The sequence below is a fragment of the Acinetobacter sp. F9 genome, assembly GCF_019195275.1.
GTDB lineage: Bacteria > Pseudomonadota > Gammaproteobacteria > Pseudomonadales > Moraxellaceae > Acinetobacter > Acinetobacter pseudolwoffii.
The window spans coordinates 1,414,331-1,437,833 of sequence record NZ_CP078068.1 but is presented as its reverse complement, the minus strand read 5'-3'; the positions used below and the strand labels follow the sequence as shown (position 1 = coordinate 1,437,833).

Below are 23,503 nucleotides of genomic sequence, written 5' to 3'. Positions count from 1 at the left end.
ACTCATGGTTGAAACAATTACGATTTTTGTCCTTGCCATTTTCGTAGGTTACTACGTGGTGTGGGGTGTAACACCAGCATTGCATACGCCGTTGATGGCGGTCACCAATGCCTTGTCATCGATCATTATTGTCGGTGCAATGATCCAGACTGTTGGTCTGCCGGTGATCGGTGTTGAAGGCAGCGTGGATTTCCAGACCATTAACGTGGTGAGCGTACTTGGCGCGATTGCGGTGTTCCTGGCGAGCATTAACATTTTCGGTGGCTTTGCCGTGACTGCACGTATGCTGGAAATGTTTAAACCTAAGCAAAAGAAAAAAGAGGGTTAATCCATGGAAATGATTCGAGAATATGCGGATTGGTTCTACCTGATTGGTGCCGTTCTTTTTATCCTGACGCTACGTGGTTTATCAGGTCCTAAAACTGCAATTCAAGGTAACCGTTACGGTATGATCGCCATGGCGATTGCAGTATTGACCACCTTCTTTGTTGCAGATAATCCTGTGGTGTGGATGATTGTGGGCGCAATGGTAGCAGGTGCGGTGGTGGGTATTGCCCGTGCGCGTACTGTCCCTATGACCCAAATGCCAGAAACTGTGGCGCTGATGCACTCATTGGTGGGTCTGGCTGCGGTCTTGATTGCGATTGCTGCAATTATTCATAACAACAAACTGATTGAACTCGGTCCAGACCTTTTGGCGGCCAATGGTGTCAATTTCCATGAAATGAGCCGTGTTCATTTATTTGAACTGTTCGTGGGTTGTTTTGTCGGTGCAATTACCTTTACAGCATCAGTCTTTGCTTATGGAAAACTGGCTGCGAAGAAATGGGCAAAAACCATTTCTGGCGCATGGGTAAAACCTGTTCAGGCCATCATCTTTATTGCCATGTTGGTGTTTGGTTTCATGTTCTTCTCAACAGGGAATATGACCGCATTCTGGGCAATGACAGCACTTGCACTGATCTTTGGCTGGGTCTGGATTGCACCTGTCGGCGGTGGTGATATGCCGGTGGTGGTCTCGCTACTCAACTCATTCTCTGGTTGGGCTGCAGCAGGGATTGGTTTCACGCTTGAAAACAACATGCTGATTGTGGCGGGTTCACTGGTCGGTTCTTCAGGTGCGATTCTGTCTTATATCATGTGTAAAGCCATGAACCGTTCAATCATCAACGTTCTGTTTGGTGGCGCAATGGGCGGTACAGCGGTTGCAGCAGCTGATGCAGGCGATAAAGCGCCACGTAACCACCGTTCTGGTTCAGCAGATGATGCGGGCTTCCTCATGTCAAATGCGGACAGCGTGGTGATTGTACCGGGTTATGGTATGGCGCAAGGTCGTGCACAGAATGCGGTCAAAGAACTTGCGAACATCTTAAAAGAGCAGGGCGTAACCGTACGTTTTGCAATTCATCCGGTGGCAGGTCGTATGCCAGGTCATATGAACGTATTGCTGGCTGAAGCTGACGTACCCTATGAAGATATTTTAGAGATGGATGAGATCAACTCTGACTTCCCGGCAACGGATGTGGTGCTGGTGATTGGTGCAAACGACGTTGTCAACCCGGCAGCCAAAGATGATCCAACATCGCCGATTTATGGCATGCCGATTCTGGAAGCGCATAAAGCACGTACTATTATGGTAATCAAACGTTCAATGGCGACCGGTTATGCGGGTCTGGACAATGACTTGTTCTATAACGACAAGACCATGATGATCTTCGGTGATGCCAAGAAAGTGGTGGAAGATATGACCAAAGCGATTAATGGTACGGGTCACTAATCATTTAAATCCCCCTAAGTCCCCCTTTAATAAAGGGGGATTTTTTATTTTATATTTTATATTTTGGAAAAAGGATGATTGAGCGGTCATCGAACGTCTATGTTTATGATGAATTTATCCTAAAATACCCATCAAATCGGTGCATAAGACAAGATGAAAATTAAAGAAAAATAGTTAACAGATTGAGTTGTATTAATGCTTATAAAGTCCGATGAACAGGCAATAAAAAAGCGACCTATACAGGTCGCTTTTTTGAATATTCGGTTTTTACGCTACAGAGTCAGTATCTGTAGGATTGCGCCATAAGCTTTCTAGGTCATAGAATTTACGCGCTGTTGGAAGCATACAATGAACCACTACATAACCGAGGTCGATGAGGATCCATTCAGCATCACGTTCGCCTTCAATACCAAGCGGACGGAAGCCAGCTTTACGTGCTTCTTCAGCAACGTTATTGGCCAGTGATTTGATATGACGTGTCGATGTGCCGCTTGCAATGACCATAGCATCAGCCACATTACTGATACCGCTGACATCAAGCTCAACAATTTCTTTTGCTTTTACATCTTCAAGTGCAGCATGTACGACTTTTAAGCAGTCCTGTACAGCTTGAGAATTTGAATTCATAGTAAGATCGTGAGAATTAGAAGCGCTGGGCGATGGTTCTAAATTCATGGGGTGTGTAATTTCCTAACAATTATGCATGGTCTAATATAGCGGTTTTAGTGCTGAATTTCAAATGAAGCCGCAGTCCACTCAGTCATGCTCCGGAAAGAATTCGGCTTTCCAGACAAAGGAGTCATTGGAATGCTGCATCGGCTTATATTCGGCAGCGACATAAGCTTGATATTGACTATGTTTTAACCACTGAAATATATCATGATATTGAATGGACGCCGTATTGGGTTGATGTCGTCCCGGACAATCCGCAAACTGGATATGACCAATCAGGTGAATATTTTCTTTTAAACTTTCCAGTACATCTTCGCCCATCATCGCCATGTGATAGCAGTCATACTGCATTTTTAAGGCTGGATGATTGACTGCTTCCAGCATTTCCTGAGCTTGTGCAACATTTTGAATCAAAAAACGTGGCATATCGGTGCCATTGACCATTTCAAAGACCGGTTCAATTTGATGCTCAAGCAGCATTGAACAGGCCATTTTCAGATTACTTGCCAGCGTATTCAGGCAGGGCAACAGGTCACAATCCAGAGGCTGTTTGCCTGCCAGAATATTGACCCGAGGTACATTTAAGGCCGTGGCATACTGGATGGCTTGTTCAACAGCATGACGGAACTCGATTTCCCGCCCCGGGATACCGGCCAGGCCATGGCCGCCCTGCATTAAATCACCGGCAGGCACATTAATCAGGCATAAGTTCAGTTGATGGATGCTGAGCTGATTTTGAATCTGGCCAATCGTTAATTCATAAGGAAACTGGATTTCGACATGATTAAAGCCCTGTGCTCGAGCCAGTGCGAAGCGTTCGATGAGTGGCACTTCGGTAAAAATCATCGACAGGTTAACGGCGAGTTTAATCATGTATTTTCCTTATACATTCAGGGTATTACAAAAGTAAAAATTATGCGTGCTTGAGCTGTTGAATCACAGTGGCCAGATCAGCCTCGGCAAAGCCCTGGGCCTGATGGATTTGCAGCTGTGATAAGGCCTGAGTCGCGACCGGAACATCCAGGTCAAAACTTTGGGCCAGTTGCACGGCATTGTTCAGATCTTTAGATAAGGTCTGCACTTTCCATTGCACCGGTTCGAAAGTTTGTGTGGCCATACGTGGCGCCAGAATCTGGAAAGGTTTGGAATCGGCAAAACCACCCTCCAAGGCAGGTGCCAGTAGGCGTGTATCTACACCTGCAAGGCCCGCCAATGCCACTGCTTCCGCGATCAGGGTACTATTGGCTGCGACAATGAGCTGATTACAAATTTTGGTCGCCTGACCAGTACCGGTGTCGCCCATACGGGTAACGCGCTGTGAAAGTGCTGCATAAATTGGGTCAAGATGTTCAATCATTGTGGCATCACCACCGGCAAAAATCACCAGACTGCCTTGTTCAGCACCTGCGGTACCGCCTGAAACTGGGGAGTCAATCCAGTTCACCTGTCTGGTCTGTGCTTGTGCTGCAAGCGCGTGGGTTTGCTGCACCGAAAGGCTGGAAAAATCCACAATGATTTGATCGGCAACCAAATACGGCACGATCTGCTCAAAGACCGATTGCACCGCCTGATCATCTGCCAAGCAAGTCAAAATCACTGGATAATCCGCAATCTGATTCAAAGACAGCGCAGTTGCACCCAAGTCGATTAAGGGATGGCAAGCCGCCGAGGTACGGTTCCATACCGCGACCTGAAAACCTGCCTGTAGTAGACGGGTCGCCATCCGGCGTCCCATCAGGCCCATACCCAAAAAGGCAATCTTAGTATCGCGATTTAACTGCATGCTTTTTCTTATTCCTTGCTTGGACTCTAACTCGATTTAGTTATATTGGCGTGGCACGAACTGGACTTCCGGATTCTTGTCCTTTTTGCGAGCCAGCTGACTGTTTTTACCTAGCAATAATTTGAGCTGCCAGATTTTTTCCATACGTAAAGATTTATTTGGGCGATGCTGCATGGCATCCAGTACAAACTTAGAGGCCATCAGGGCATCCGGAGAGCGTTGCAGCATTTCCTCAGCCAATGCTTGTGCGCGTGCCAACGGTTCTTGATCCACATGGGTAACCAGACCAATCTCTTTGGCATAGGCACTGTCAAAAATCCGGGCAGTCAAAGTCAGTTCTTTGGCCAGATCAATCCCAATCAGACCTTTCAGCGAACGGCTGAGCCCCATATCTGGTACCAGTCCCCAACGGGTTTCCATAATTGACATTTTGGTATCAGGATGTGCAATACGGATATCTGCAGCCAGAGCAAGCTGCATACCAGCGCCAAAACAGAAGCCCTGCATCGCAGCGATCACCGGCACAGGTAATTCCTGCCAGACCAGAAAGGCTTTCTGGAACAGGCTCTGACCCGGACGGATTAACTCCCAGGCCGCATAGGCACGATTTTTAGGATTATTTAAATCGGCCAGATCAATGCCGGCACTAAACACCTGCGCCTCGCCGGTTAAAATGACGCAACGGATACTTTTATCTTTTTTGATTTTCTGCGCAGTCGCAACCAGTTCACGCAGCAGGGCAAAGCTCATGGCATTGCGTTTATCCGGGCGATTCAGTGTAACTGTGGCAATGCCGTTATTTTTTTCCAAGCGCACGAGTGACATGGCATTCTTCCTTATTTTCCTGAACCGAGCATAGCATGCGGCCTATGAGCTTGCATGACAGCTCAGTCATACTTTCTAAGTCACGGACTGAGCAGCTTCAAGTTTTAATTCAAATGTTGTTTCAGAATTTGCTGGGCGGCCTGTTCAACTTGTTCGACCACGGCTTTAAGTTCATCAAAATGTTTCAGCACGTCTTGAACAAAGTTTTCGTCGGCCTTGCGACGTTCTTTGCGCAGGGTTGAAACGAACTGTTCAAATCTGCCCGTGACTTTCTGTAAAGTTGGTGCGCCGACATAGCGGGTTGCACCATATAAACGATGCAAGACATGTTCCAGTTGCGGGAAATCTTCCAGCTCAATTAACTGCTGCATTTCAGTGAGTTCATCGGCAAAACTGTCGACCAGCATGCGCAACAGGTCTACTGCCAGATCTTCCTTATTGGCTGCCAGTTGCAGGCTTTGCTGCCAGTCCAGAATATTCGGATCCAGTGCATCAATCACATGGGCGCGTTCCAGCACTGGAAGCCGTTTAAAATGTTCGGTGGTCCAGTGGGTCAGAATCTGCACAATCTGCTCGATCTGGATCGGCTTGGTGACATAATCATCCATGCCATTTTGCAGCAGCTTATGTTTTTCATCTGACAGCGCATGTGCAGTCAGGGCAATAATCGGCAGTCGGTTATGGTTTTCAAAGGTCGATTCCAGTGAGCGAATCGCACGTGTGGTATCAATTCCCGACATCACCGGCATCTGAATATCCATAAAGACCAGATCAAAAGCTGGCTGTTTCTGCTCATAACGGCGCTGGATGATATCAATCGCTTCCTGTCCGCTCAGGGCTTTGCTGGTGGTGACATTCAGTTCAGCGAGTAATGCTTCCAGAACAATCAGGTTGGGCAAATGATCATCGACGGCCAGAATATGCAGACCCTGACCATTAAAGTCTTCATGCTGTTCCTGATCGAAGACCGGTTGATTGCCCAGCAGCTGAATCAAGGCACTGCGGCTGAGTGGCTGATGCAGAGCACGGGCACGATGGTCGTTCAGCATGCTTGGATCGAGTTGCATCTGATAACCATATACGGCCAAATGACCCTGATAACGCGAGCGGATCTCGCGTAACAGGACTTCGCTGTCGCCACTATGATCGACGATGAGCCAGGTGTTTTCAGAGTTCTGTAGATGATTCAGGCGGCTAAACAGATCCAGAATCGATGCGCATTCAATATGCTTGACCTGATAATTTTCCAGATAATGACGCAAGACGTTCGCGGTTGCCGGATGGGCCAGATAAGACACCACCGTCAATTCATTGAAATCTGGATGTTCAATTACAGTATCTTCATCGACCAGGAACTGCGCAGTAAACCAGAAGGTCGAGCCTTTTTCGGTTGGGGCACGTTCCTGATTATCTTCAAAACCAATCTGGCCATGCATCAGGCTGACCAGCTGTTTGGAAATGGCCAGCCCCAGTCCTGTACCGCCAAACTGACGGGTGACCGAGGTATCGCCCTGTGAGAAAGACTCGAATAATTTTTTACGATCGGTACCACTCAGGCCAATGCCGCTGTCCTGTACACTAAAATGCAAGACACATCGATCGATCCCCTCATGTTCCATACGTGCCCGCACGATGATTTCGCCATCCGGCGTGAATTTGATCGCATTGGAAATCAGGTTGGTCAGAATCTGCTTAAAGCGTAGCGCATCGCCAATCACATGTTTCGGTACGCTATCTGCGTAGTAGAAGGCCATATCAATATGTTTTTGTGCCGCCAGGGGTGAGAGCATGTCCATCACATCAAAAATGGCTTCTTCCAGATCGAAAGCTGCGGTTTCCAGTTCCAGTTTGCCGGCATCAATTTTGGAAAAATCCAGCACATCATTAATCAGCGCCAGTAAATGTGCGGAAGATTTACGAATGGTCTGCAAATATAGACTTTGCTCATTGCTGAGATTGCCCTGACGCAAGAGCAGATGAATAAAGCCATCAATACTGTTGAGTGGGGTACGCAGTTCATGGGAAATATTGGCCAGAAACACCGACTTGGCCTGGTTGGCTGAAATCGCCTGGTCACGTGCCTGACGGTAAGTAATATTCTGTACTTCGAGCGTATCTAAAGTACGACGTAAATCATCTTCAGTCTGTTCAGTATGTTCGCGCAGTTCCAGAAAACTAAAATGCAGACGTTTTACCACATTGGCAATATCCCGTTGTAGTAAACGCAGCTCTCCGGTGCTGTTAATCACCATATGCTGGCCGAGGGTATCGGCATTCAGGCGTTGCAACTGCATGCGAATTTCATACATCGGTGCAATCCAGCGCCGTGAGTAAAAGTTCAGACAGAGTAATAACAATAATAAGGTTAATAGACCCGTTGCAATCAATACGATCAATACCCGGTAGCGGGCAATGGCCAGCGGCTGATTATCCAGTTCAATTGCCAGCCAGCCTTTAGAGAAACTGTTTTCATTCACTTTAATGGCATAAATATGATTGTCTTTATACAGAATCGGGCCAATAAAGTTACCGCTTTTATCAAAATCGGGCCAAGCGGCCTGTTCCTGAAAGCCGATACCTAAACGATTCTTGCCACTGTCATCCAGAATGGCTGCCCGAACCAGATGCTTTTCATTGAGCATATTCTGCATGGCATTGTGGGCCTGATCATATTGCCAGGGATACAGGCTTAAAATATCCAGTGCATACTCAGACGTGCCTTGAAAACGCGTCATAATGGCAATCGCCATCTGCTTTTGCTGGGCACGTGCGGCATTCGAGGTTTCAGTCAACACCAGCATCGCGCCAACACAGGCCAAAATAGTAATCGGCACAAAAATCAGCGCAATCAACTGTCCATAGGCGTGATTTAAGTGTAGGCGTTTAAACAGCTTTTTATTGATCGTTGACATGATTTAAGCAGTATTTTCTTTATGTCTGGCATATTAGCATGCTTTAAATCGACAGTTAAAATTTAAGCATTATTTTTATAAGGGTTCAGATTAACCTTTAAAAATACAAGAGATTTCAGTTAAATGATTGTTGAAATACAGTGAAAAGCGGGCGATGAAGACTTCAGTCGTCTGAAAATCCGGGGCTGAAAATAACGCTTTTATATTCACAGCTGAGCTGCTTGATCTTGCTAAATCACAGGGAAATGAAGTTTATAGCGGGATACTGAGTCCGTTTTAGAGAGTTTCCTGAAAAAGCAGTGCTAAATGGATGCAGGGAAAAGCATTTTTTCATACAATAGCCGCACCTCGATATAGGTGCACACAATGAGTAATACCACCCCCGATTTTCAAGCAGATGAATTTTTGTTAGACCACTATGTCGGCAAAACGCCACTGGTGCGTTTACAGCGTCTGGCAAGTCACACTCAAGCTACAGTACTCGCGAAACTCGAAGGCAATAATCCGGCAGGGTCGGTCAAAGACCGTCCGGCCTATAATATGATCATGCAGGCCGAGAAGCGTGGACAGATCAAGCCGGGTGATACCCTGATTGAAGCAACGAGCGGAAATACGGGGATTGCATTGGCGATGGTCGCAGCGATGCGTGGCTATAAAATGAAGCTGATCATGCCGAACAATATGAGTCAGGAACGTAAGGATGCGATGCGTGCTTATGGTGCCGAGCTGATTGAAGTTACCAAAGAACAAGGCATGGAAGGTGCACGTGATCTGGCCGCTCAAATGCAAAATGATGGCGTGGGTCTGGTACTGAATCAGTTTGGCAATCCGGATAATGTCGAAGCACATTATCTGACTACAGGTCCTGAAATCTGGCAGCAAACCGGTGGCAAGATTACCCACTTTGTCAGTTCTATGGGTACCACCGGCACTATTATGGGTGTCTCGAAATATCTGAAGGAAATGAATCCGGAGATTCAGATCGTGGGTTTACAGCCATCTGATGGTTCAAGCATTGCCGGAATCCGTCGCTGGCCGGAAGAATATCTGCCGACCATTTTTGACCGCAGTCGCGTGGATCGTATTATTGATATTCCACAAATTGAAGCTGAAAAAACCATGCGCAAGCTGGCGCAGAAAGAAGGCATCAGTGCTGGTACTTCGTCTGGTGGTGCGGTGTGGGCTTCCATAAAGCTGGCGGAAGAACATCCGGATGCCGTCATTGTGTGTATTATTTGTGACCGTGGTGACCGTTACTTGTCTACAGGGTTATTCTCTGTGCAAGATTCTGAATAATTATTTGAGCACTGTGTTATGCGCCTGCCTGTTTTAACTTTCGATATTGAAACCCAAACCGATCTCAAATCAGGCGCGCATTTATTTGGTCTGGACTTGCCTGAAGCAGATCTGGATCAGGCCCTGACCAAACTGCGCCGTCAGGATTCAGGCTCTGATTTTCAGCGTCCGCCCTTGCATGAAATTGTCTGTATTTCCGGTTTATGGATCGATGAGCAGGGCATGAAGCTGTTTTCTTTTAGCCGGGAACAGCATTCTGAAGCGGAAATTTTAAGAAAATTCTTATCGATTTTTGATAAGCGTCATCCGACGCTGGTCAGCTGGAATGGTTCACAGTTTGATTTACCGGTGATTTTATACCGTGCCATGTATCATGGACTCTCTGCACCGAGTCTATTCGATCAGGGCGAAATTGACACGCAAAAGCGTTATAATAACTACCAGAATCGTTACCATCATCGTCATGTCGACTTAATGGATGTGATGGCCATGTTCCATGCGCGTCATTTCCAGAAGCTGGACGATGTTGCACATTTGCTGGGTTATCCGGGTAAACGCGGTGACGGGGCCTATCGGGTTCCTGAATATGTCCGCAATCAGCAATGGACCGAACTGACCTCTTATTGTGAAGGCGATGTGCTGAATACCTGGCTGGTCTATATCCGCTGGCTGTTGTTAAAAGGACAGCTGTTATTGCCGGATTATCAGCATTTGCTGCACAGTACGATTCAATATTTGCATACCCAACCGCAGCATGCGGACTTTTTATCGGTTTGGCGTGAAACGTCACAAAGAACTGACTTTACCCGTTTTGATTTTCCAACTCCCACATCCTAGGTTTTCATGAAGCATCGAGCACACACACGTCCTACCCAGCAACCCGAGTACATTTTTCAGGTTGAGTCACTTTCGCATGAGGGACGTGGCATCGCTCATTATGGTTCACACCCGGATCATCCACCGCATAAACACGGCAAGAAAGTCTTTATCCGTTATGCCTTGCCCGGTGAAACCGTGCGTGCTCGCATTACCCGTGAAGTTAAAAAACTGGAAGAAGCTGACAGTCTTGAATTACTCAGCGAAGCTTCCGAAATTCGCGTCAAGCCGATCTGTGCACATTTTGGGGTCTGTGGCGGCTGTAATATGCAGCATATCGCAGCCGATGCACAGATTGAACTAAAACAGAATGTGCTGAAATCGCATTTACAGCATTTTGCTGGCATCCAGCCTGTGCAGTGGCTTGCACCGCTACGTTCCGAGCGTGAAGATTATCGCCGTAAAGCCCGGATCGGAGTGCGTTATCTGCCGGCTAAAGACACATTGGTGGTGGGTTTTCGTGAGAATCAAAGCAATAAATTAACCTCGATTGATCGCTGCATGATTCTGGATCGTGAATTTGGATCGCTTACAAGCCTTAAACAATTGCTGCAAAGTCTCAATGGCAAGGCTGACATTGGTCATATAGAATTGGCCATGGGGGATCAGGATATTGCCTTACTGGTGCGTGAAACTGCAAAATTATCAGTGGCTGATGTCAACCAATTGCGCGAATTTACGTTACAGAAAGGCTGGCAACTGTATGTGCAGCCTGCCGGCAAAGATACACTCTCGCGAATTGATGCTCCAGATGCCGCGGCGCGCTTGCACTATAGTCTTGATGACTTTGATGTGAAATTCGGTTTTAATCCTGTGGACTTCACTCAGGTGAATTCGACTATCAATCCGCAAATGGTAGCGCTGGCATGTAATTTGCTACAGCTGCAACAGGGTGAGCGGGTTCTGGATCTATTTTGTGGATTAGGAAATTTTTCTCTAGCACTGGCACGCTGTGTAGGCACATCTGGTCAGGTGATTGCAGTGGAAGGGAGTGAAGAAATGGTGCAACGCGGTGCGGAAAATGCCAAAAATAATGGTATTGCCCAAGTTGCTTTTTATTCACAAGATTTAACCAAAGATTTCTCGCACCAGACTTGGGCAAATCAAGGTTTTGATGCATTATTGATTGACCCGCCACGTGCTGGCGCAGAAGAAGTCATGCATTATCTTCCTCAGTTTGGCGCAAAAAGAATCGTTTATGTGTCATGTAATCCTGCGACACTCGCAAGAGATGCAGGGCTCTTGGTACAACAGGGTTATCGCCTCACTCAAGCCGGAGTGATGGATATGTTCACGCATACTGGGCATGTTGAATCGATTGCATTGTTCGAAAAAGAAAATTAAATGAACGATTGAAGAAATGATGTATTTACAAGTAGGAGAAGGGTATGGTCACAGTACGTGAGCAACTCCCTGGACGACTCAATGAGTTGTCACAGGAGACGACTGTAGAACATGCCGAACAAGCACACCACGATCTGACTGAGTGGTTGGATCGGGTTCGTGGCATATTAGATGGGGCACCTTTACAGCAGCTCGAAGAAGTCGCCCACTTAACATTAGAAAGAGAGCTGCAAAGTACGGTTCAGCATCGTTCCAATACCTTTTATACCGGTATTGAGATGGCGGATATTTTGGCACATCTGCATGTCGATGAAGATACCCTGTCCGCGGCCATGCTCTATCGTTCGGTGCGTGAAGGCGTCATGCCACTGACTGAAGTGTTAGAGAAGTTTGGCGAGCAAGTGCATAGCCTGGTCAAGGGCACGCTGGCCATGGGTAAACTGTCTGAACTGATCGAAAAAAATAAACGTCTGGAAGACCATTTCGATAATAATCAGCGTGAACATCTGTCCGGCATTTATAAAATGCTGATTTCAGTGACCGAAGACGTGCGTGTGGTTCTGGTGAAGTTGGCAGAGCGTACCTATGCCTTGCGTGAGCTGACCAATTCCTCGCGTGAGCGTCAGGAACGGGTGGCCCGAGAAATTCTGACGATCTACTCACCACTGGCGCACCGTTTAGGCATCGCCCAGTTAAAGTGGGAACTGGAAGACTTGGCCTTCCGTTATCTTGCGCCAGAACGTTATAAAGAAATTGCTTCTTTACTGAATGAAAAACGTTTAGAGCGAGAGCAATATATTCAATTCGTGATTGATAAATTACGCAATGAATTATCTGAATATGGCATCGAAGCTGAAATTAACGGACGCGTAAAACACATTTATTCGATTTATCGAAAAATGAAAAGCAAGAGCCTGAGTTTTGACCAGCTCTATGATATTCGTGCCTTAAGGGTATTGGTCAAGAGCGTACCGGAGTGTTACCACAGTTTAGGGATTGTACATCAGATCTGGCGCCACATTCCGCATCAGTTTGATGACTATATTACCAATCCAAAAGCCAATGGCTATCGTTCCCTGCATACGGCTGTAATTGCCGAGAACAAATCACTTGAAGTGCAGATTCGTACTTACAGCATGCATGAAGAAGCAGAGCTGGGGGTGTGTTCGCACTTTAATTATAAAGAAGGCGCGAAAACCACCGATCATTCTTTTAACCATCGTTTGCATTCCTTACGCGCAGTTCTCGAGCATTATCAGGAACGCAATGAGTCCAGTGCACATAAAGAAGCAGAAGATGAAATCGAAAACTTCGAACATATTCAAGACTTCGAAGGCTTCGAAAAAATTTATGTGTTTAGTCGTGATGGTGATATCAAAGAGTTGCCGCGTGATTCAACTGTGCTCGACTTTGCTTATCATGTGCATACCGAAGTTGGTAACAAATGCTATGCGGCGCGTGTCAATCAGCGCTATGTGCCACTGACCTATACCCTGAAAACCGGGGAACAGGTCGAGATTCTGACCAAAAAAGACCGTGAGCCGAATCGGGACTGGCTGGTTAACTCTCTGGGTTATATCAAGACTGCACGTGCGCGTGACAAGTTGCGTCACTGGTTCCGTCAACAGGACCGCAGTAAAAACCTGGAAGTCGGCCGTGAAGTGCTGAATAAAGAATTGTCACGTCTGGCGATTCATCCAAAATCGATCGATTTGAGTGATTATTGCAATCATTTTAATGTCAAAACCGGTGATGACATTCTGGTGAATCTGGTCAATGGTGATATCAGCCTGCATGCCTTGATTAATCAGGTGAATCGTCATATGCATCTGGATCAGGATGAACCTGAGCTGGTGCTGAAGCCAGCGCTGAATCCGCGTGCCAGTCATACGCTGTCAGCGCACGGTATTCTGATTGACGGGCTGGATAACGTAGAGCTGCATGTCGCGCAATGTTGCCAACCGGTGCATGGTGAGTCGATCGCTGGCTATATCACCCTGAATCGTGGGGTAAGCATTCATAAGGTGGCTTGTCCGGACTATGTGCGCATGATCACCCAAGAGCCTGAACGTGCGGTAGAAGCCGACTGGGAAATGCAGCCAACACGTGGCCAGAGCGTACAGATTGTGGTGGAAGCCTATGATCGACGTGGTTTGCTGAAAGATTTGACTCAGGTGATTTTCTCGGATCAGATCAATATCCGTCAGGTCAATACTATTTCGGAAGCGGACGGTATTGCCAATATGAAGCTATTGATTGAAGTTAAAGGCCTGGCACAACTTTCCAAACTGCTGGCGCGTCTTGAACAGCAGCCGGGCATTATCAGCGCCCGCCGTCTGGTACAGGGCACTTAATTCTTTATTTCTAAGCTGAAGAAAGCCTGCAATTCAATTGTGGGCTTTTTTATTGTAAGGTATTTGAACAAAATGGATAAAAATAGATCAACAGACCGATATGAGTGCGCCAGAAATATTTGAACGAAGACGACATCATCTGACAAAAGTGATTGATCAGCTGATTGACACCCAGCAATTTAAAACCGGCAAAGAGATCTGCGAGCATTTTGGCTTGTCTGCTGCTTATATCGCGCAGTTACTGAATAGCAAACGCCAGATCGGAGAGAAGGTGGCAAGAGAACTGGAACAGCAACTTGGCTTAGCTCATTTAATTCTGGATCAGACGGTCGAACCGAAGATTGAACTTGCTACAGCTATAGAACAGGTCGCTTTATTTCAGATGCAGGTGGTACAGCAGCAGGCCTTTAAACTCAATCCCATAGATTCTATGGTTTCGTTCAATCAAGATATTTTTCATCTGCAAGTACAGCATTATGCGATTCAGGTGGCAGAGCGCTATTATTTTCCCATTCTGAAACCGGACTGGTGGCTGGTTTGTGATAAAGAGTTGCCAGTTTTTGGGATGTGCTGTGTGTATCTGGCCAACGGCTTGCAGCTCATTTTGGAGGGGGTGGGGGAAGCTCAAGATACTTATGAATTTCAAAGTCTGGATGAAAATCGGAAAGTCATTTTCCAAAAAACAGATATTGAAAAAATCCATCCAGTGATTGCGATTCTGCCGGCTACTTCAACATTCAAACAGCAGAAATAATTCAGCCCATCCTAGGACGGGCTGAACGATGAAAATGAAATATCAGATTAGGGAATCTGGTTTTCGTCTTCAAATTCTGGCTTGACTTGTACGATAAAGTCCTGACGGTTTAAACCACGCCAAAGTGCAAATCCAGTCCCGATATAGATTGAAGAGTAGGTACCGACAAAAACGCCGACAAACATCGCAATCGAGAACCATTTCAGGCCATCACCACCCATGAGCATCATTGCAACAACAACCAGCAATAGCGTCATAGAGGTATGAATGGTACGGCGTAAGGTTTCGGTCAGGGCAATGTTAATCACTTCAAGCGGTTCTGCACCCCGAATCTTACGGAAGTTCTCACGGATACGGTCAGAGACCACGATATTATCGTTCAGTGAGAAACCAATGATCGCAAGGAGTGCCGCAAGTACCGTCAGGTCAAATGGCCACTGCGTCATGGCAAAAATCCCGAGGGTCACCACGATGTCATGGAATAGCGACAGTACTGCACCGATCGCCAGTTTGAGCTCAAAGCGGATGGTGACATAGACCAGCATCAGCAAGAGTGCCAGTGCCACCGCGCCACCAGAGCGGACATACAGCTCATTACCCACCTGTCCGCCGACTACATCAAGCTTCGGTACCTCTGCCGCATTATTTGGCAGCTGAACCGCTGCTGTGACCGCTTTAGTCAGGTCTTCAGCTTCAATGTCTTCCTGAACGGGCATACGTACCATCAGGTCGCGTTCTGAACCTAAAGTCTGCACCACGGCATCGTTGAAGCCAGCCTGGCTCAGTGCCTTGGAAACATCCTCCGGTTTGACCGGATTGGTATAGTTCAGCTCGGCTGCCACACCACCGGTAAAGTCCAGACCCAGGTTCAGACCTTTAGTGGCAATAAAGAACAGACTCGCAACCGTTAAGAAGATAGACAACAATGCCGCAGGCAAAGCAATCTTCATAAACGGAATGACGCGTTCGTCTTCAGGGCGACCATACTGTTTCTGATTCAGTTGAGTATTTTCAGTCATCATCGATCTCCTTAAATGCTCAACTTTTTCAAGTTACGTTTTTTGCCATAAATGATCTGTACCACGGCACGGGTTACTGTAATGGCAGTAAACATCGAGCAGACGATACCAATCATCAGGGTCACGGCAAAGCCTTTGATCGGACCTGTACCAATCGCGAACAGAATGAATGCAACCAGGAAGGTGGTGAGGTTCGAGTCAAAAATGGTGTTATAGGCTCGATCATAACCCGCCACGATCGCCTGTTTCGGCGAGGCACCCCATTTCATCTCTTCCCGTATTCGTTCACAGATCAGTACGTTGGCATCGACCGCCATACCGATGGTAATCACGATACCGGCAATACCAGGAAGGGTCAGAGAAGCACCAATCCATGACATGACGGTAAGAAGCATGGCCAGGTTAAAGACCAGAGCAAAGTTGGCAATCACACCAAACAGACGGAAGAATACCACCATCCAGATCGCCACCAGAATGAAGCCGATTTGCGTTGAAAGTACCCCTTTGTCGATGTTTTCCTGACCCAGACTTGGACCAATCACACGTTCTTCGACAAAGTACATTGGTGCAGCCAAAGCACCTGCACGTAGCATCAAGGCAAGTTCAGCAGCTTCCTGCGGAGAATCCAGACCAGTAATACGGAACTGAGAGCCGAGTACCGCCTGAATAGTTGCAGCATTAATCACGACAGATTCAGTATATGGGGTACGAACTTCAGTTTGAGTACCGGTCGCAGGGTCTTCCACATAGCTAATGCGCTGTTTGTTCTCGATGAACAGTACCGCCATACGTTTGCCAACCGCATTACGGGTCGCATCCGACATCAGTTTGCCGCCTGCGCTGTCTAGCGTAATGTTGACTTCAGCACCGCCGGTGTCCTGACTAAAGCCAGAAGATGCATTCTGAACACGTTCACCAGTCAAGATCCGGTTGCGGTTCAAAAGCAGCTGACGACCACTGTCCAGGGATTCATAAGCGAATACTTCTGTACCTGGTGGCAATGTGCCAGTCGCCTGACCGGTATATGGATCAATATATTGATCATTCAGGTCAGAAACCAGACGAAACTCAAGGTTTGCGGTACGACCCAAGACACGTTTTGCTTCTGCAGTATCCTGTACACCCGGCAATTCAACCACAATACGGTTGCTGCCCTGGGTTTGCACCAGTGCTTCTGCCACACCTAACTCGTTAATACGGTTACGTAACGTGGTCAAGTTCTGGTTGACTGCATAAGACTCGATTTCTTGCTTACGTACATCAGTATAAGTCAAACGTAAAGTCGAACCGGTATCAGTCGCAACAGCCTGCTGGGTAAACTCATTGCCATTACGGCGCAAGAAGTCCATCGCTGCAGCACGATCATCATTGCTGGCAAACTGCACCACAATGGTGTTGCTGCTTAAGTTCAGGCTATTAAATTTCAGGTTGTTATCACGCAACTGACGACGTAGGTCTGTCGCAGAGGTTTCCATGCGCTGCGCAATCGCTTTGTCCATGTCCACTTCGAGTAAGAAGTGAACACCGCCACGTAAATCCAGACCCAGCTTCATTGGCTTGGCACCAATTTTTTGCAGCCATTCCGGCGTGGTCGGGGCAAGGTTCAATGCAACCACGTAATCATCACCTAATCCGCGACGTAAAGCTTCTTTGGCTTTAAGTTGCAATTCACTTGAATCTACACGTAATAAGGCAGCATTGTTGCTAAAGCTATTGTCATGGGTGGCAATATTTTCAGTTGTTAAAATTTGCTCTGCTTTTTGTACGATGCTTGCATCAATTTGAGTACCGGCTTTGGCACCCGAAATCTGTACAGCAGGTTCATCTGGATACAAACTTGGCAGGGCATATAAGGTACTGATGACTAGTACAACTAGAATCAGTACATATTTCCATGCTGGGTAACGCATTTATTTTCTTCTTAAAATGAAAAAGTCGTGCAAGGGCACGACTATTTTTGATTAAAGGTTATTTAAAGTGCCTTCAGGAAGGACTGAAATCACACTCGCACGCTGAACTTTAACTTCTACGCCACGGTTCAATTCAACCACTGCGAAGTCACCTTCAATCTTGGTGATTTTGCCCATTAATCCGCCTGCAAAAACGACTTCACTGCCAACACCAAGGCTTTCAACCAAAGCACGATGTTCTTTGGCACGTTTAGATTGAGGGCGCCAGATCAAAAAATAGAAGATTGCAATAAAAACCGCAATCATCAAAAGGTTCGCCATCATGCTGGGTTGTTGTGCAGCTTCACCTGCAGCGTGAGCAGTCGAAATAAAAAGGCTCATTACATTTTCCTAAAATAAAAAAACTGGTGATCAACTTGATAATAAATTGACATATTCTTGCAATTTACATTGTCTTTTTCCTCAGCGCAAATGCTGATGGATTAATCTTGCGGGCAAGGGGGTACTTCCAGGCCACGACGGGCATAAAAGTCCTGCACAAACGCATCAAATGTACCGTTGTCCAAGGCATCACGCATGGATTCAGTCAAGCGCAGGTAATAACGCAAGTTATGAATGGTACCGAGCATCGAACCGAGCATTTCCCCACATTTTTCGAGGTGGAATAAATAAGCACGAGTGAAGTTGGTACAGGTATAGCAATCGCAATGTGGATCAAGCGGGCTTTGATCGTGACGATATTTCGCATTACGGATCCGTACCAGACCATCTGTGACAAAATAATGACCATTACGTGCATTTCGGGTTGGCATCACGCAGTCAAACATATCGACACCACGGCGCACCGCTTCCACAATATCTTCAGGTTTGCCGACACCCATCAAATAGCGCGGTTTATCTGCCGGCATTTGTTCTGGAAGATAATCCAGTACCTTGATCATTTCCTCTTTAGGCTCGCCAACGGACAGACCGCCAATCGCGTAACCATCAAAGTCAATATCCAGCAGGCCTTTTAACGATTCTTCACGTAAGTCTTCATACATGCCACCCTGAATAATCCCAAACAGTGCATTACGGTTTTTCAGAACCTCATGATGTTGGGTTTTACAGCGCTTCGCCCAGCGCAAAGACAGTTGCAAGGATTTTTGCGCTTCTTCATGCGTCGCAGGGTAGGGCGTACATTCATCAAAAATCATCACAATGTCAGAGTTCAGCGTGTGCTGAATGTCCATTGAAATTTCAGGCGATAAAAATACTTTTGAACCATCGATGGGTGAGCGGAAGGTGACACCTTCTTCTTTAATTTTACGCATTGCGCCCAGACTGAACACCTGGAAGCCGCCGGAATCTGTCAAAATGGGATTATTCCACTTCATAAATTCGTGCAGGCCACCATGTTCACGAATCACATCGAGTCCTGGACGTAAATACAAATGGAAGGTATTGCCCAAAATGACTTGAGACTTGATCTCTTTAATATCACGCGGCAACAGGCCTTTCACCGTGCCGTAAGTGCCGACAGGCATAAACATCGGGGTTTCAACCACACCATGTTCAAGCGTTAAACGACCACGACGGGCGCGACCCGACTGACCTAATTTTTCAAACTTCATAGGAGTTCCACATCCAGGCGAAAAAACAGTTCGCTGCTAGTTCATAGCTAAAGGGCGCTATTTTCCTTGATTCTTACGCTAAACGCCAGCATTGTAGAGCATTCGCTCTGTAATTTTATTTATCGTTGAATAAATGCAAGATCAGGTGAAATAGTCGAATTTGCAGAAAACTGTTGCAAGCGCTGCTGGATATCTTCCCGGCTAAGAGCACAGCTGCCATCCGGCTCAGAGGCCATGGCAGCGATATGCTGGATCAGTTTCTGGATATAGATATTGCTGTCGATAAAGTAGGATTCCAAGGTCAGCAAATAGGCATCGTGCGCCACTTGCAGATAATCATAAGGCTCCATCACCAGCATTTGTTCCAGATCAATCAGAATGTCCTTGTCATTTTGCGAGAGTTTTAATCGCTTGCTGATTTCAGAAAAAGGCTGGGCATGTCGGGAGACTAAAAAGTTTTGCAATAAGGCGCTTTCTGGGTTGATTTCCAGTGCAGATCGGCGCTCAAATTCGACTTGGTTTGGCAGGCTCAGGAAAAAAAGTATATTGCCCAGATCCAGACCATAGGCTTCGGAGAGGCGATATTTGGCCTGTTTGAACGTTTGCAGTAATAAGTCCAGATGTGTTGTGTGGAGCTGTTGCTGTCCCAATAGCGGATGACCAAAACTATGCTGGGTTTTAAAATAATCGGCCAGCAAAGTTTTGAACGGGATCAGTCCGGAGTCGGGCGCAGCTTGTGCCCGATAACGCCATTTTGGGACATTCCAGCGATCTTGTTTAGCCAGATATTGCCGCTGATCTTCCGGATCTTTAAAAATACTGCACTCAGTCGAAATAGCCAGATCATCCAGCAGTAAAAATTCGTCAAAGACCAGACTACAGGCATAGATTCCATCGTCCTGATAATGGTCATAAAGCGGATAAAATTCTTCCACCAGCGTCTGCTCTAAGCGCTCTACATAATTCAGCATAATTTTTATTCTTTATTTTATTGGTTTTATAAAGGTGTAGCTTCATCCTGGGGCATTTTATTATAAGTTGAGTACGCCAGGATGAGAAAGTCGATCAGATGAGATAGTTGCTCAGTGAAAATTTGGACGATAGTCAAAACTCTGGGTTGCGCTCTGATCGCGAAAAGGGCGAACTGCTTTTTTTCCTAACAGCATATTATTAATCACATTGTGTGGGAAAATCTGGATCTGGTTATTAAACAGTTCCACATTGCGATTATAAATGGTAATTGCCGCACCGACATTTTCATTCTGTTCTTCAATTTCAGCCATCATTTTCAGATAAATGTCATTGGCTTTTAGCTCGGGATAGTTTTCAACCACTACATTGAGGCTATGCATGAGTTGTTTGTTCAGGCTTTCAATGCGCTGTAACTGAGAAATGTCGGCATCGTTGATATTTAAATTCATGATGTTCTGACGCAGTTCGGTGACTTTTTCCAGTGTGCCTTTTTCAAAAGAAGAATATTGCTCGACCAGCGGCTGCAGTCCATCCAGAATTTTCAGTTTCTGCCGTTCATAACTGGCAACATCCGACCAGGCGCGAATCGTCGCGTTGTGATGACGGACAATACTGTTGCGGATCATAATGATCAGCACAATCAGCGCAATAATGATCAAACATAAAACCAAAAATCCCATGCGAGATATCCCCAATTCATATTTATATTCTGAAAATATTGATTTAAAAAAAAGCAGTTATTTTAAAAACTGCACAAGATCATGTTGTAACTGTTCGAGTTGTCTTAATTTAAACGTTCTGAGATGGCCGCGAAATGTCGAAATATCATTGATATGACGATGCTTGCTCGACACCTGAAATAAATCATGAGGCCCCAGATAGCAGAGCATCCGATTTTCCGGATGAAACAGTAAATCCCCCTGACGCTGTGCAAAAAAATCGGCCAGACGCAGTACAAAACCCGGACTGAGTAATTTGGCGGTTTGCATCGGATCACTGCCATAAAAGCTTAAGCGTTGATTGGTACGAATATCGCTACTATGCCAGGGATGGCTATAAGGATAATAAAATTTACGTCGAGAAGTCGTGACCGCCAGTCCCTGAATCTGGATATCAAAGACAAACACGCCCCAAAGGTCTTTGTGAACCTGCATTAATTTAACCGGCTGCCCTTGCTTGTTGCGAACCTGTACTTCATCAATATAGTGATATTGAAACAGCAGCACCTGATGTTGCTGGCCGTTTTCATCTTCCCATACCGTGCTGGCATAACGTGTAATCTCATTACTCAAAGAACCTTGATTGAATAAGGGGAATAAACGTTTTAAATGTCCAATAAAATGCAGGGGATTTAAAGGAATTGAAATATGCTGTGGCTGTTGCTGAAAGGCAAGCTGATATTTTTTGGCCAGTGCTGCATCTTCCAGAAAGCCAATAACTTCATCTAATGGTTGTTGTTGCTCATAGCAAAGATAGGCCCAGAACAGCAGCAGACCGCCCAGAAAAACGCCACTTTGAATCCAGATATTTTCCGGTGCAATAAAAATGCTGACGATGAGCAACAAACCAATACCAGCCAGCGCCAATGGCAGATTATTTTCAAATTTTAGCGTTATCGGGCCATTCCAGGGATGCAATCCGTCCAGCAGGTCTTGATGACTCTTGGCTTGACGGCCCAAATCCCACAGCCGGGCGATATTCTGAAACACCACTGCATTTTTCTTGCGGCGAATATGAATGGACTGTTGTACAGACTCGATCGGCATGGGCAGCTATTCTCGCTATTGTGCCTGATCAATCAGCATGGCATCGCCATAACTGAAGAAGCGATAGTGGCTGTCTACTGCATGCTTGTAAGCATTCAGAATGTTGTCACGATTGGATAGGGCAGAAACCAGCATCAGCAGGGTCGATTCCGGTAAATGGAAATTGGTAATCAGACGATCGACCACTTTGAACTGATAACCCGGATAAATGAAAATCTGGGTATCACCGGTCCAGCCTTTCAGCTCACCGCCATTGGCCTGCGCCGCACTTTCTGTGGCACGGGTAGCCGTTGTACCAACGGCAATGACTTTATTGTCACGCGCTTTAGTTGTTTTGATGAGTTCCATCGACTCATCGGACACCTGACACCATTCGCTGTGCATGATGTGATTTTCAATATCGGTAGTGCGGACTGGTAAGAATGTACCTGCGCCCACATGTAGTGTGACAAAGGTGGTCTGAATTCCTTTGGCTGCTAACTTTTTCAATAAGTCTTCATCGAAATGCAGAGAAGCCGTAGGTGCTGCGACACTGGCCAGCTTGGTTGGATCATTAAACACAGTTTGATAACGTTCGGTATCAATTTCTTCTGCTTCACGGTTGAAATAGGGCGGAATGGGTAGGGCGCCATATTTGTCTAAGACGTCTAAAATCGGCTGTGAAAATTCCACAATAAACAGATTTTCATGACGACCTTGCACGGTCACTTTCACTGCATCTGGGCCAATAAACAGTTCTGCACCGGCTTTCGGTGAGTTGCTGGCCTTGATATGACAATGTGCAATGAACTGATCCATCATGCGCTCAACTAGTACTTCTACCGCACCGCCTGAGGCACGTTTGCCTTTTAGACGTGCTTTCATGACTTTGGTGTCGTTTAATACCAGTAAGTCGCCGTCTTCAAGCAAGTCCAGAATGTCGGTAAATTGATGGTCGTGATATTGACCGTGTGCGTCGAGGTGCAGCAGGCGAGAGGCACTGCGTGTTTCCAGAGGATAGCGAGCAATCAGCTCATCGGGGAGATCAAAATTAAAATCAGAAAGTTGCATGATGATTTACGCTAAAAAAACTGCGGCTAGTATAAACTTTTTTCTTTTTTATGGTGGGAATTGCTCGATTTTAAAACGAAAAAATGCCATTTGTTTTAAAAATAAACAAATGTAAATATTCTGCGTTGACAGTGCCGAGAAATCGCGTATTATACCTTTCATCCACTCCCGAGGTGGTGAAATTGGTAGACGCGGCGGACTCAAAATCCGCTGTCAGAGATGACGTGTCGGTTCGAGTCCGACCCTCGGGACCAAAATTCTAAAAAACCCCCAAGCACATTCAGTCTTGGGGTTTTTTATTGTCTAATGAAAAATATAACAACTAGTTTATAATGAATAATGAAGAAACTGTTATCACTAATTTAATAAAACAATTATCAAGCTTAAATTAAAGAGTTAAGTATGACCGTAGAGAAAATTGAACTGATTCAAAAATTAAATGAGTTTAAAAATAGGCTTAGCGAAGAAGTATATGGTGCTTATAAAGAGAAAGGCAGGGAGTATGGGCGGGAAAGATTTAAATCATGGGAAAGAGCAATACAAAAATTTTTTAGAAAAATATTTTCCTGCTTATACTAGG

General features: G+C 46.1%; 20 protein-coding genes and 1 tRNA gene. 8 read left to right on the top strand and 13 right to left on the bottom strand.

The window, feature by feature from the left end; translation table 11 throughout:
* Window positions 1-4: 4 nt before the first annotated feature.
* Complete coding sequence (locus KT990_RS06930; protein ID WP_004281642.1) at window positions 5-328, top strand: proton-translocating transhydrogenase family protein; 324 nt, start codon at window positions 5-7, stop codon at window positions 326-328.
* Between the two features lie 3 nt (window positions 329-331).
* Window positions 332-1,777 (top strand): NAD(P)(+) transhydrogenase (Re/Si-specific) subunit beta, encoded by a 1,446-nt coding sequence (locus KT990_RS06925; protein WP_180186407.1) that lies wholly within the window; start codon window positions 332-334, stop codon window positions 1,775-1,777.
* Window positions 1,778-2,044: 267 nt separating this feature from the next.
* On the opposite strand, the gene rsfS is transcribed toward KT990_RS06925, so the two are convergent.
* The 5 genes from rsfS to KT990_RS06900 form a co-directional block, all read right to left on the bottom strand.
* Window positions 2,045-2,452, bottom strand: a complete 408-nt coding sequence (rsfS, locus tag KT990_RS06920; RefSeq protein ID WP_004645144.1) for a ribosome silencing factor — start codon at window positions 2,450-2,452, stop codon at window positions 2,045-2,047.
* 81 nt (window positions 2,453-2,533) lie between these two features.
* Window positions 2,534-3,322, bottom strand: a complete 789-nt coding sequence (locus KT990_RS06915) for a hydroxypyruvate isomerase family protein (protein ID WP_005168633.1) — start codon at window positions 3,320-3,322, stop codon at window positions 2,534-2,536.
* 40 nt (window positions 3,323-3,362) lie between these two features.
* Window positions 3,363-4,232, bottom strand: coding sequence for an NAD(P)-dependent oxidoreductase (locus tag KT990_RS06910; RefSeq protein WP_100355760.1), 870 nt, complete (start codon window positions 4,230-4,232; stop codon window positions 3,363-3,365).
* 36 nt (window positions 4,233-4,268) lie between these two features.
* A complete protein-coding gene (locus KT990_RS06905) occupies window positions 4,269-5,057 on the bottom strand; it encodes a crotonase/enoyl-CoA hydratase family protein (RefSeq protein WP_005098089.1) in 789 nt (262 codons plus the stop codon).
* Between the two features lie 104 nt (window positions 5,058-5,161).
* Window positions 5,162-7,969 carry an ATP-binding protein gene (locus KT990_RS06900; RefSeq protein ID WP_218208521.1) on the bottom strand — a complete coding sequence of 936 codons (2,808 nt, stop codon included), beginning with the start codon at window positions 7,967-7,969 and terminating at the stop codon, window positions 5,162-5,164.
* A gap of 366 nt (window positions 7,970-8,335) precedes the next feature.
* On the opposite strand from KT990_RS06900, the gene cysM reads away from it, so the two are divergent.
* The 5 genes from cysM (at window position 8,336) to KT990_RS06875 (ending at window position 14,593) form a co-directional block, all read left to right on the top strand.
* A complete protein-coding gene (cysM, locus tag KT990_RS06895; protein ID WP_005168623.1) occupies window positions 8,336-9,265 on the top strand; it encodes a cysteine synthase CysM in 930 nt (309 codons plus the stop codon).
* An 18-nt stretch (window positions 9,266-9,283) separates the two neighbouring features.
* On the top strand, window positions 9,284-10,102 hold the full coding sequence (locus KT990_RS06890; protein WP_005098085.1) for a 3'-5' exonuclease: 819 nt from the start codon (window positions 9,284-9,286) through the stop codon (window positions 10,100-10,102).
* Window positions 10,103-10,108: 6 nt separating this feature from the next.
* Entirely contained in the window at window positions 10,109-11,485 is a 1,377-nt protein-coding gene (rlmD, locus tag KT990_RS06885; protein ID WP_005098083.1) for a 23S rRNA (uracil(1939)-C(5))-methyltransferase RlmD, read from the top strand.
* A 44-nt stretch (window positions 11,486-11,529) separates the two neighbouring features.
* Window positions 11,530-13,839 (top strand): RelA/SpoT family protein, encoded by a 2,310-nt coding sequence (locus tag KT990_RS06880; protein ID WP_218208520.1) that lies wholly within the window; start codon window positions 11,530-11,532, stop codon window positions 13,837-13,839.
* A gap of 100 nt (window positions 13,840-13,939) precedes the next feature.
* Complete coding sequence (locus tag KT990_RS06875) at window positions 13,940-14,593, top strand: hypothetical protein (protein ID WP_218208519.1); 654 nt, start codon at window positions 13,940-13,942, stop codon at window positions 14,591-14,593.
* A 47-nt stretch (window positions 14,594-14,640) separates the two neighbouring features.
* Here KT990_RS06875 and secF read toward each other — a convergent pair whose 3' ends face one another.
* The 8 genes from secF to queA all read right to left on the bottom strand — a co-directional run bounded on the left by secF (window position 14,641) and on the right by queA (window position 22,923).
* A complete protein-coding gene (secF, locus tag KT990_RS06870; RefSeq protein WP_171255744.1) occupies window positions 14,641-15,615 on the bottom strand; it encodes a protein translocase subunit SecF in 975 nt (324 codons plus the stop codon).
* An 8-nt stretch (window positions 15,616-15,623) separates the two neighbouring features.
* Complete coding sequence (gene secD, locus KT990_RS06865; protein WP_005168609.1) at window positions 15,624-17,522, bottom strand: protein translocase subunit SecD; 1,899 nt, start codon at window positions 17,520-17,522, stop codon at window positions 15,624-15,626.
* 51 nt (window positions 17,523-17,573) lie between these two features.
* Complete coding sequence (gene yajC / locus KT990_RS06860; RefSeq protein WP_005098077.1) at window positions 17,574-17,903, bottom strand: preprotein translocase subunit YajC; 330 nt, start codon at window positions 17,901-17,903, stop codon at window positions 17,574-17,576.
* A gap of 101 nt (window positions 17,904-18,004) precedes the next feature.
* Window positions 18,005-19,135, bottom strand: a complete 1,131-nt coding sequence (gene tgt, locus KT990_RS06855; RefSeq protein WP_005098076.1) for a tRNA guanosine(34) transglycosylase Tgt — start codon at window positions 19,133-19,135, stop codon at window positions 18,005-18,007.
* A gap of 119 nt (window positions 19,136-19,254) precedes the next feature.
* Window positions 19,255-20,106, bottom strand: coding sequence for a DUF4303 domain-containing protein (locus KT990_RS06850; RefSeq protein WP_100329834.1), 852 nt, complete (start codon window positions 20,104-20,106; stop codon window positions 19,255-19,257).
* 111 nt (window positions 20,107-20,217) lie between these two features.
* The gene (locus KT990_RS06845) at window positions 20,218-20,787 is read right to left on the bottom strand and encodes a LemA family protein (RefSeq protein ID WP_005098074.1); all 570 of its coding nucleotides are present in this window, start codon (window positions 20,785-20,787) and stop codon (window positions 20,218-20,220) included.
* A 57-nt stretch (window positions 20,788-20,844) separates the two neighbouring features.
* Window positions 20,845-21,873: a hypothetical protein gene (locus KT990_RS06840; protein WP_218208518.1), complete on the bottom strand. Its 1,029-nt coding sequence runs from the start codon at window positions 21,871-21,873 to the stop codon at window positions 20,845-20,847.
* A gap of 15 nt (window positions 21,874-21,888) precedes the next feature.
* Entirely contained in the window at window positions 21,889-22,923 is a 1,035-nt protein-coding gene (gene queA, locus KT990_RS06835) for a tRNA preQ1(34) S-adenosylmethionine ribosyltransferase-isomerase QueA (RefSeq protein WP_218208517.1), read from the bottom strand.
* Window positions 22,924-23,090: 167 nt separating this feature from the next.
* Between queA and KT990_RS06830 the strand changes: the two genes are divergently transcribed.
* Window positions 23,091-23,177: transfer RNA gene (locus tag KT990_RS06830), tRNA-Leu, on the top strand.
* Window positions 23,178-23,503: the final 326 nt, after the last annotated feature.

Bases quoted from the DNA above. Each gene is read 5' to 3' on its own strand.
- KT990_RS06925 (WP_180186407.1), top strand. From the start codon at position 332: ATGGAAATGATTCGAGAATATGCGGATTGGTTCTACCTGATTGGTGCC.
- KT990_RS06915 (WP_005168633.1), bottom strand. From the start codon at position 3,322: ATGATTAAACTCGCCGTTAACCTGTCGATGATTTTTACCGAAGTGCCA.
- KT990_RS06845 (WP_005098074.1), bottom strand. From the start codon at position 20,787: ATGGGATTTTTGGTTTTATGTTTGATCATTATTGCGCTGATTGTGCTG.
- secD (WP_005168609.1), bottom strand. From the start codon at position 17,522: ATGCGTTACCCAGCATGGAAATATGTACTGATTCTAGTTGTACTAGTC.
- KT990_RS06840 (WP_218208518.1), bottom strand. From the start codon at position 21,873: ATGCCGATCGAGTCTGTACAACAGTCCATTCATATTCGCCGCAAGAAA.
- KT990_RS06905 (WP_005098089.1), bottom strand. From the start codon at position 5,057: ATGTCACTCGTGCGCTTGGAAAAAAATAACGGCATTGCCACAGTTACA.
- yajC (WP_005098077.1), bottom strand. From the start codon at position 17,903: ATGAGCCTTTTTATTTCGACTGCTCACGCTGCAGGTGAAGCTGCACAA.
- secF (WP_171255744.1), bottom strand. From the start codon at position 15,615: ATGATGACTGAAAATACTCAACTGAATCAGAAACAGTATGGTCGCCCT.
- KT990_RS06875 (WP_218208519.1), top strand. From the start codon at position 13,940: ATGAGTGCGCCAGAAATATTTGAACGAAGACGACATCATCTGACAAAA.
- queA (WP_218208517.1), bottom strand. From the start codon at position 22,923: ATGCAACTTTCTGATTTTAATTTTGATCTCCCCGATGAGCTGATTGCT.
- cysM (WP_005168623.1), top strand. From the start codon at position 8,336: ATGAGTAATACCACCCCCGATTTTCAAGCAGATGAATTTTTGTTAGAC.
- rsfS (WP_004645144.1), bottom strand. From the start codon at position 2,452: ATGAATTTAGAACCATCGCCCAGCGCTTCTAATTCTCACGATCTTACT.
- KT990_RS06880 (WP_218208520.1), top strand. From the start codon at position 11,530: ATGGTCACAGTACGTGAGCAACTCCCTGGACGACTCAATGAGTTGTCA.
- KT990_RS06850 (WP_100329834.1), bottom strand. From the start codon at position 20,106: ATGCTGAATTATGTAGAGCGCTTAGAGCAGACGCTGGTGGAAGAATTT.
- KT990_RS06930 (WP_004281642.1), top strand. From the start codon at position 5: ATGGTTGAAACAATTACGATTTTTGTCCTTGCCATTTTCGTAGGTTAC.
- KT990_RS06890 (WP_005098085.1), top strand. From the start codon at position 9,284: ATGCGCCTGCCTGTTTTAACTTTCGATATTGAAACCCAAACCGATCTC.
- KT990_RS06900 (WP_218208521.1), bottom strand. From the start codon at position 7,969: ATGTCAACGATCAATAAAAAGCTGTTTAAACGCCTACACTTAAATCAC.
- rlmD (WP_005098083.1), top strand. From the start codon at position 10,109: ATGAAGCATCGAGCACACACACGTCCTACCCAGCAACCCGAGTACATT.
- tgt (WP_005098076.1), bottom strand. From the start codon at position 19,135: ATGAAGTTTGAAAAATTAGGTCAGTCGGGTCGCGCCCGTCGTGGTCGT.
- KT990_RS06910 (WP_100355760.1), bottom strand. From the start codon at position 4,232: ATGCAGTTAAATCGCGATACTAAGATTGCCTTTTTGGGTATGGGCCTG.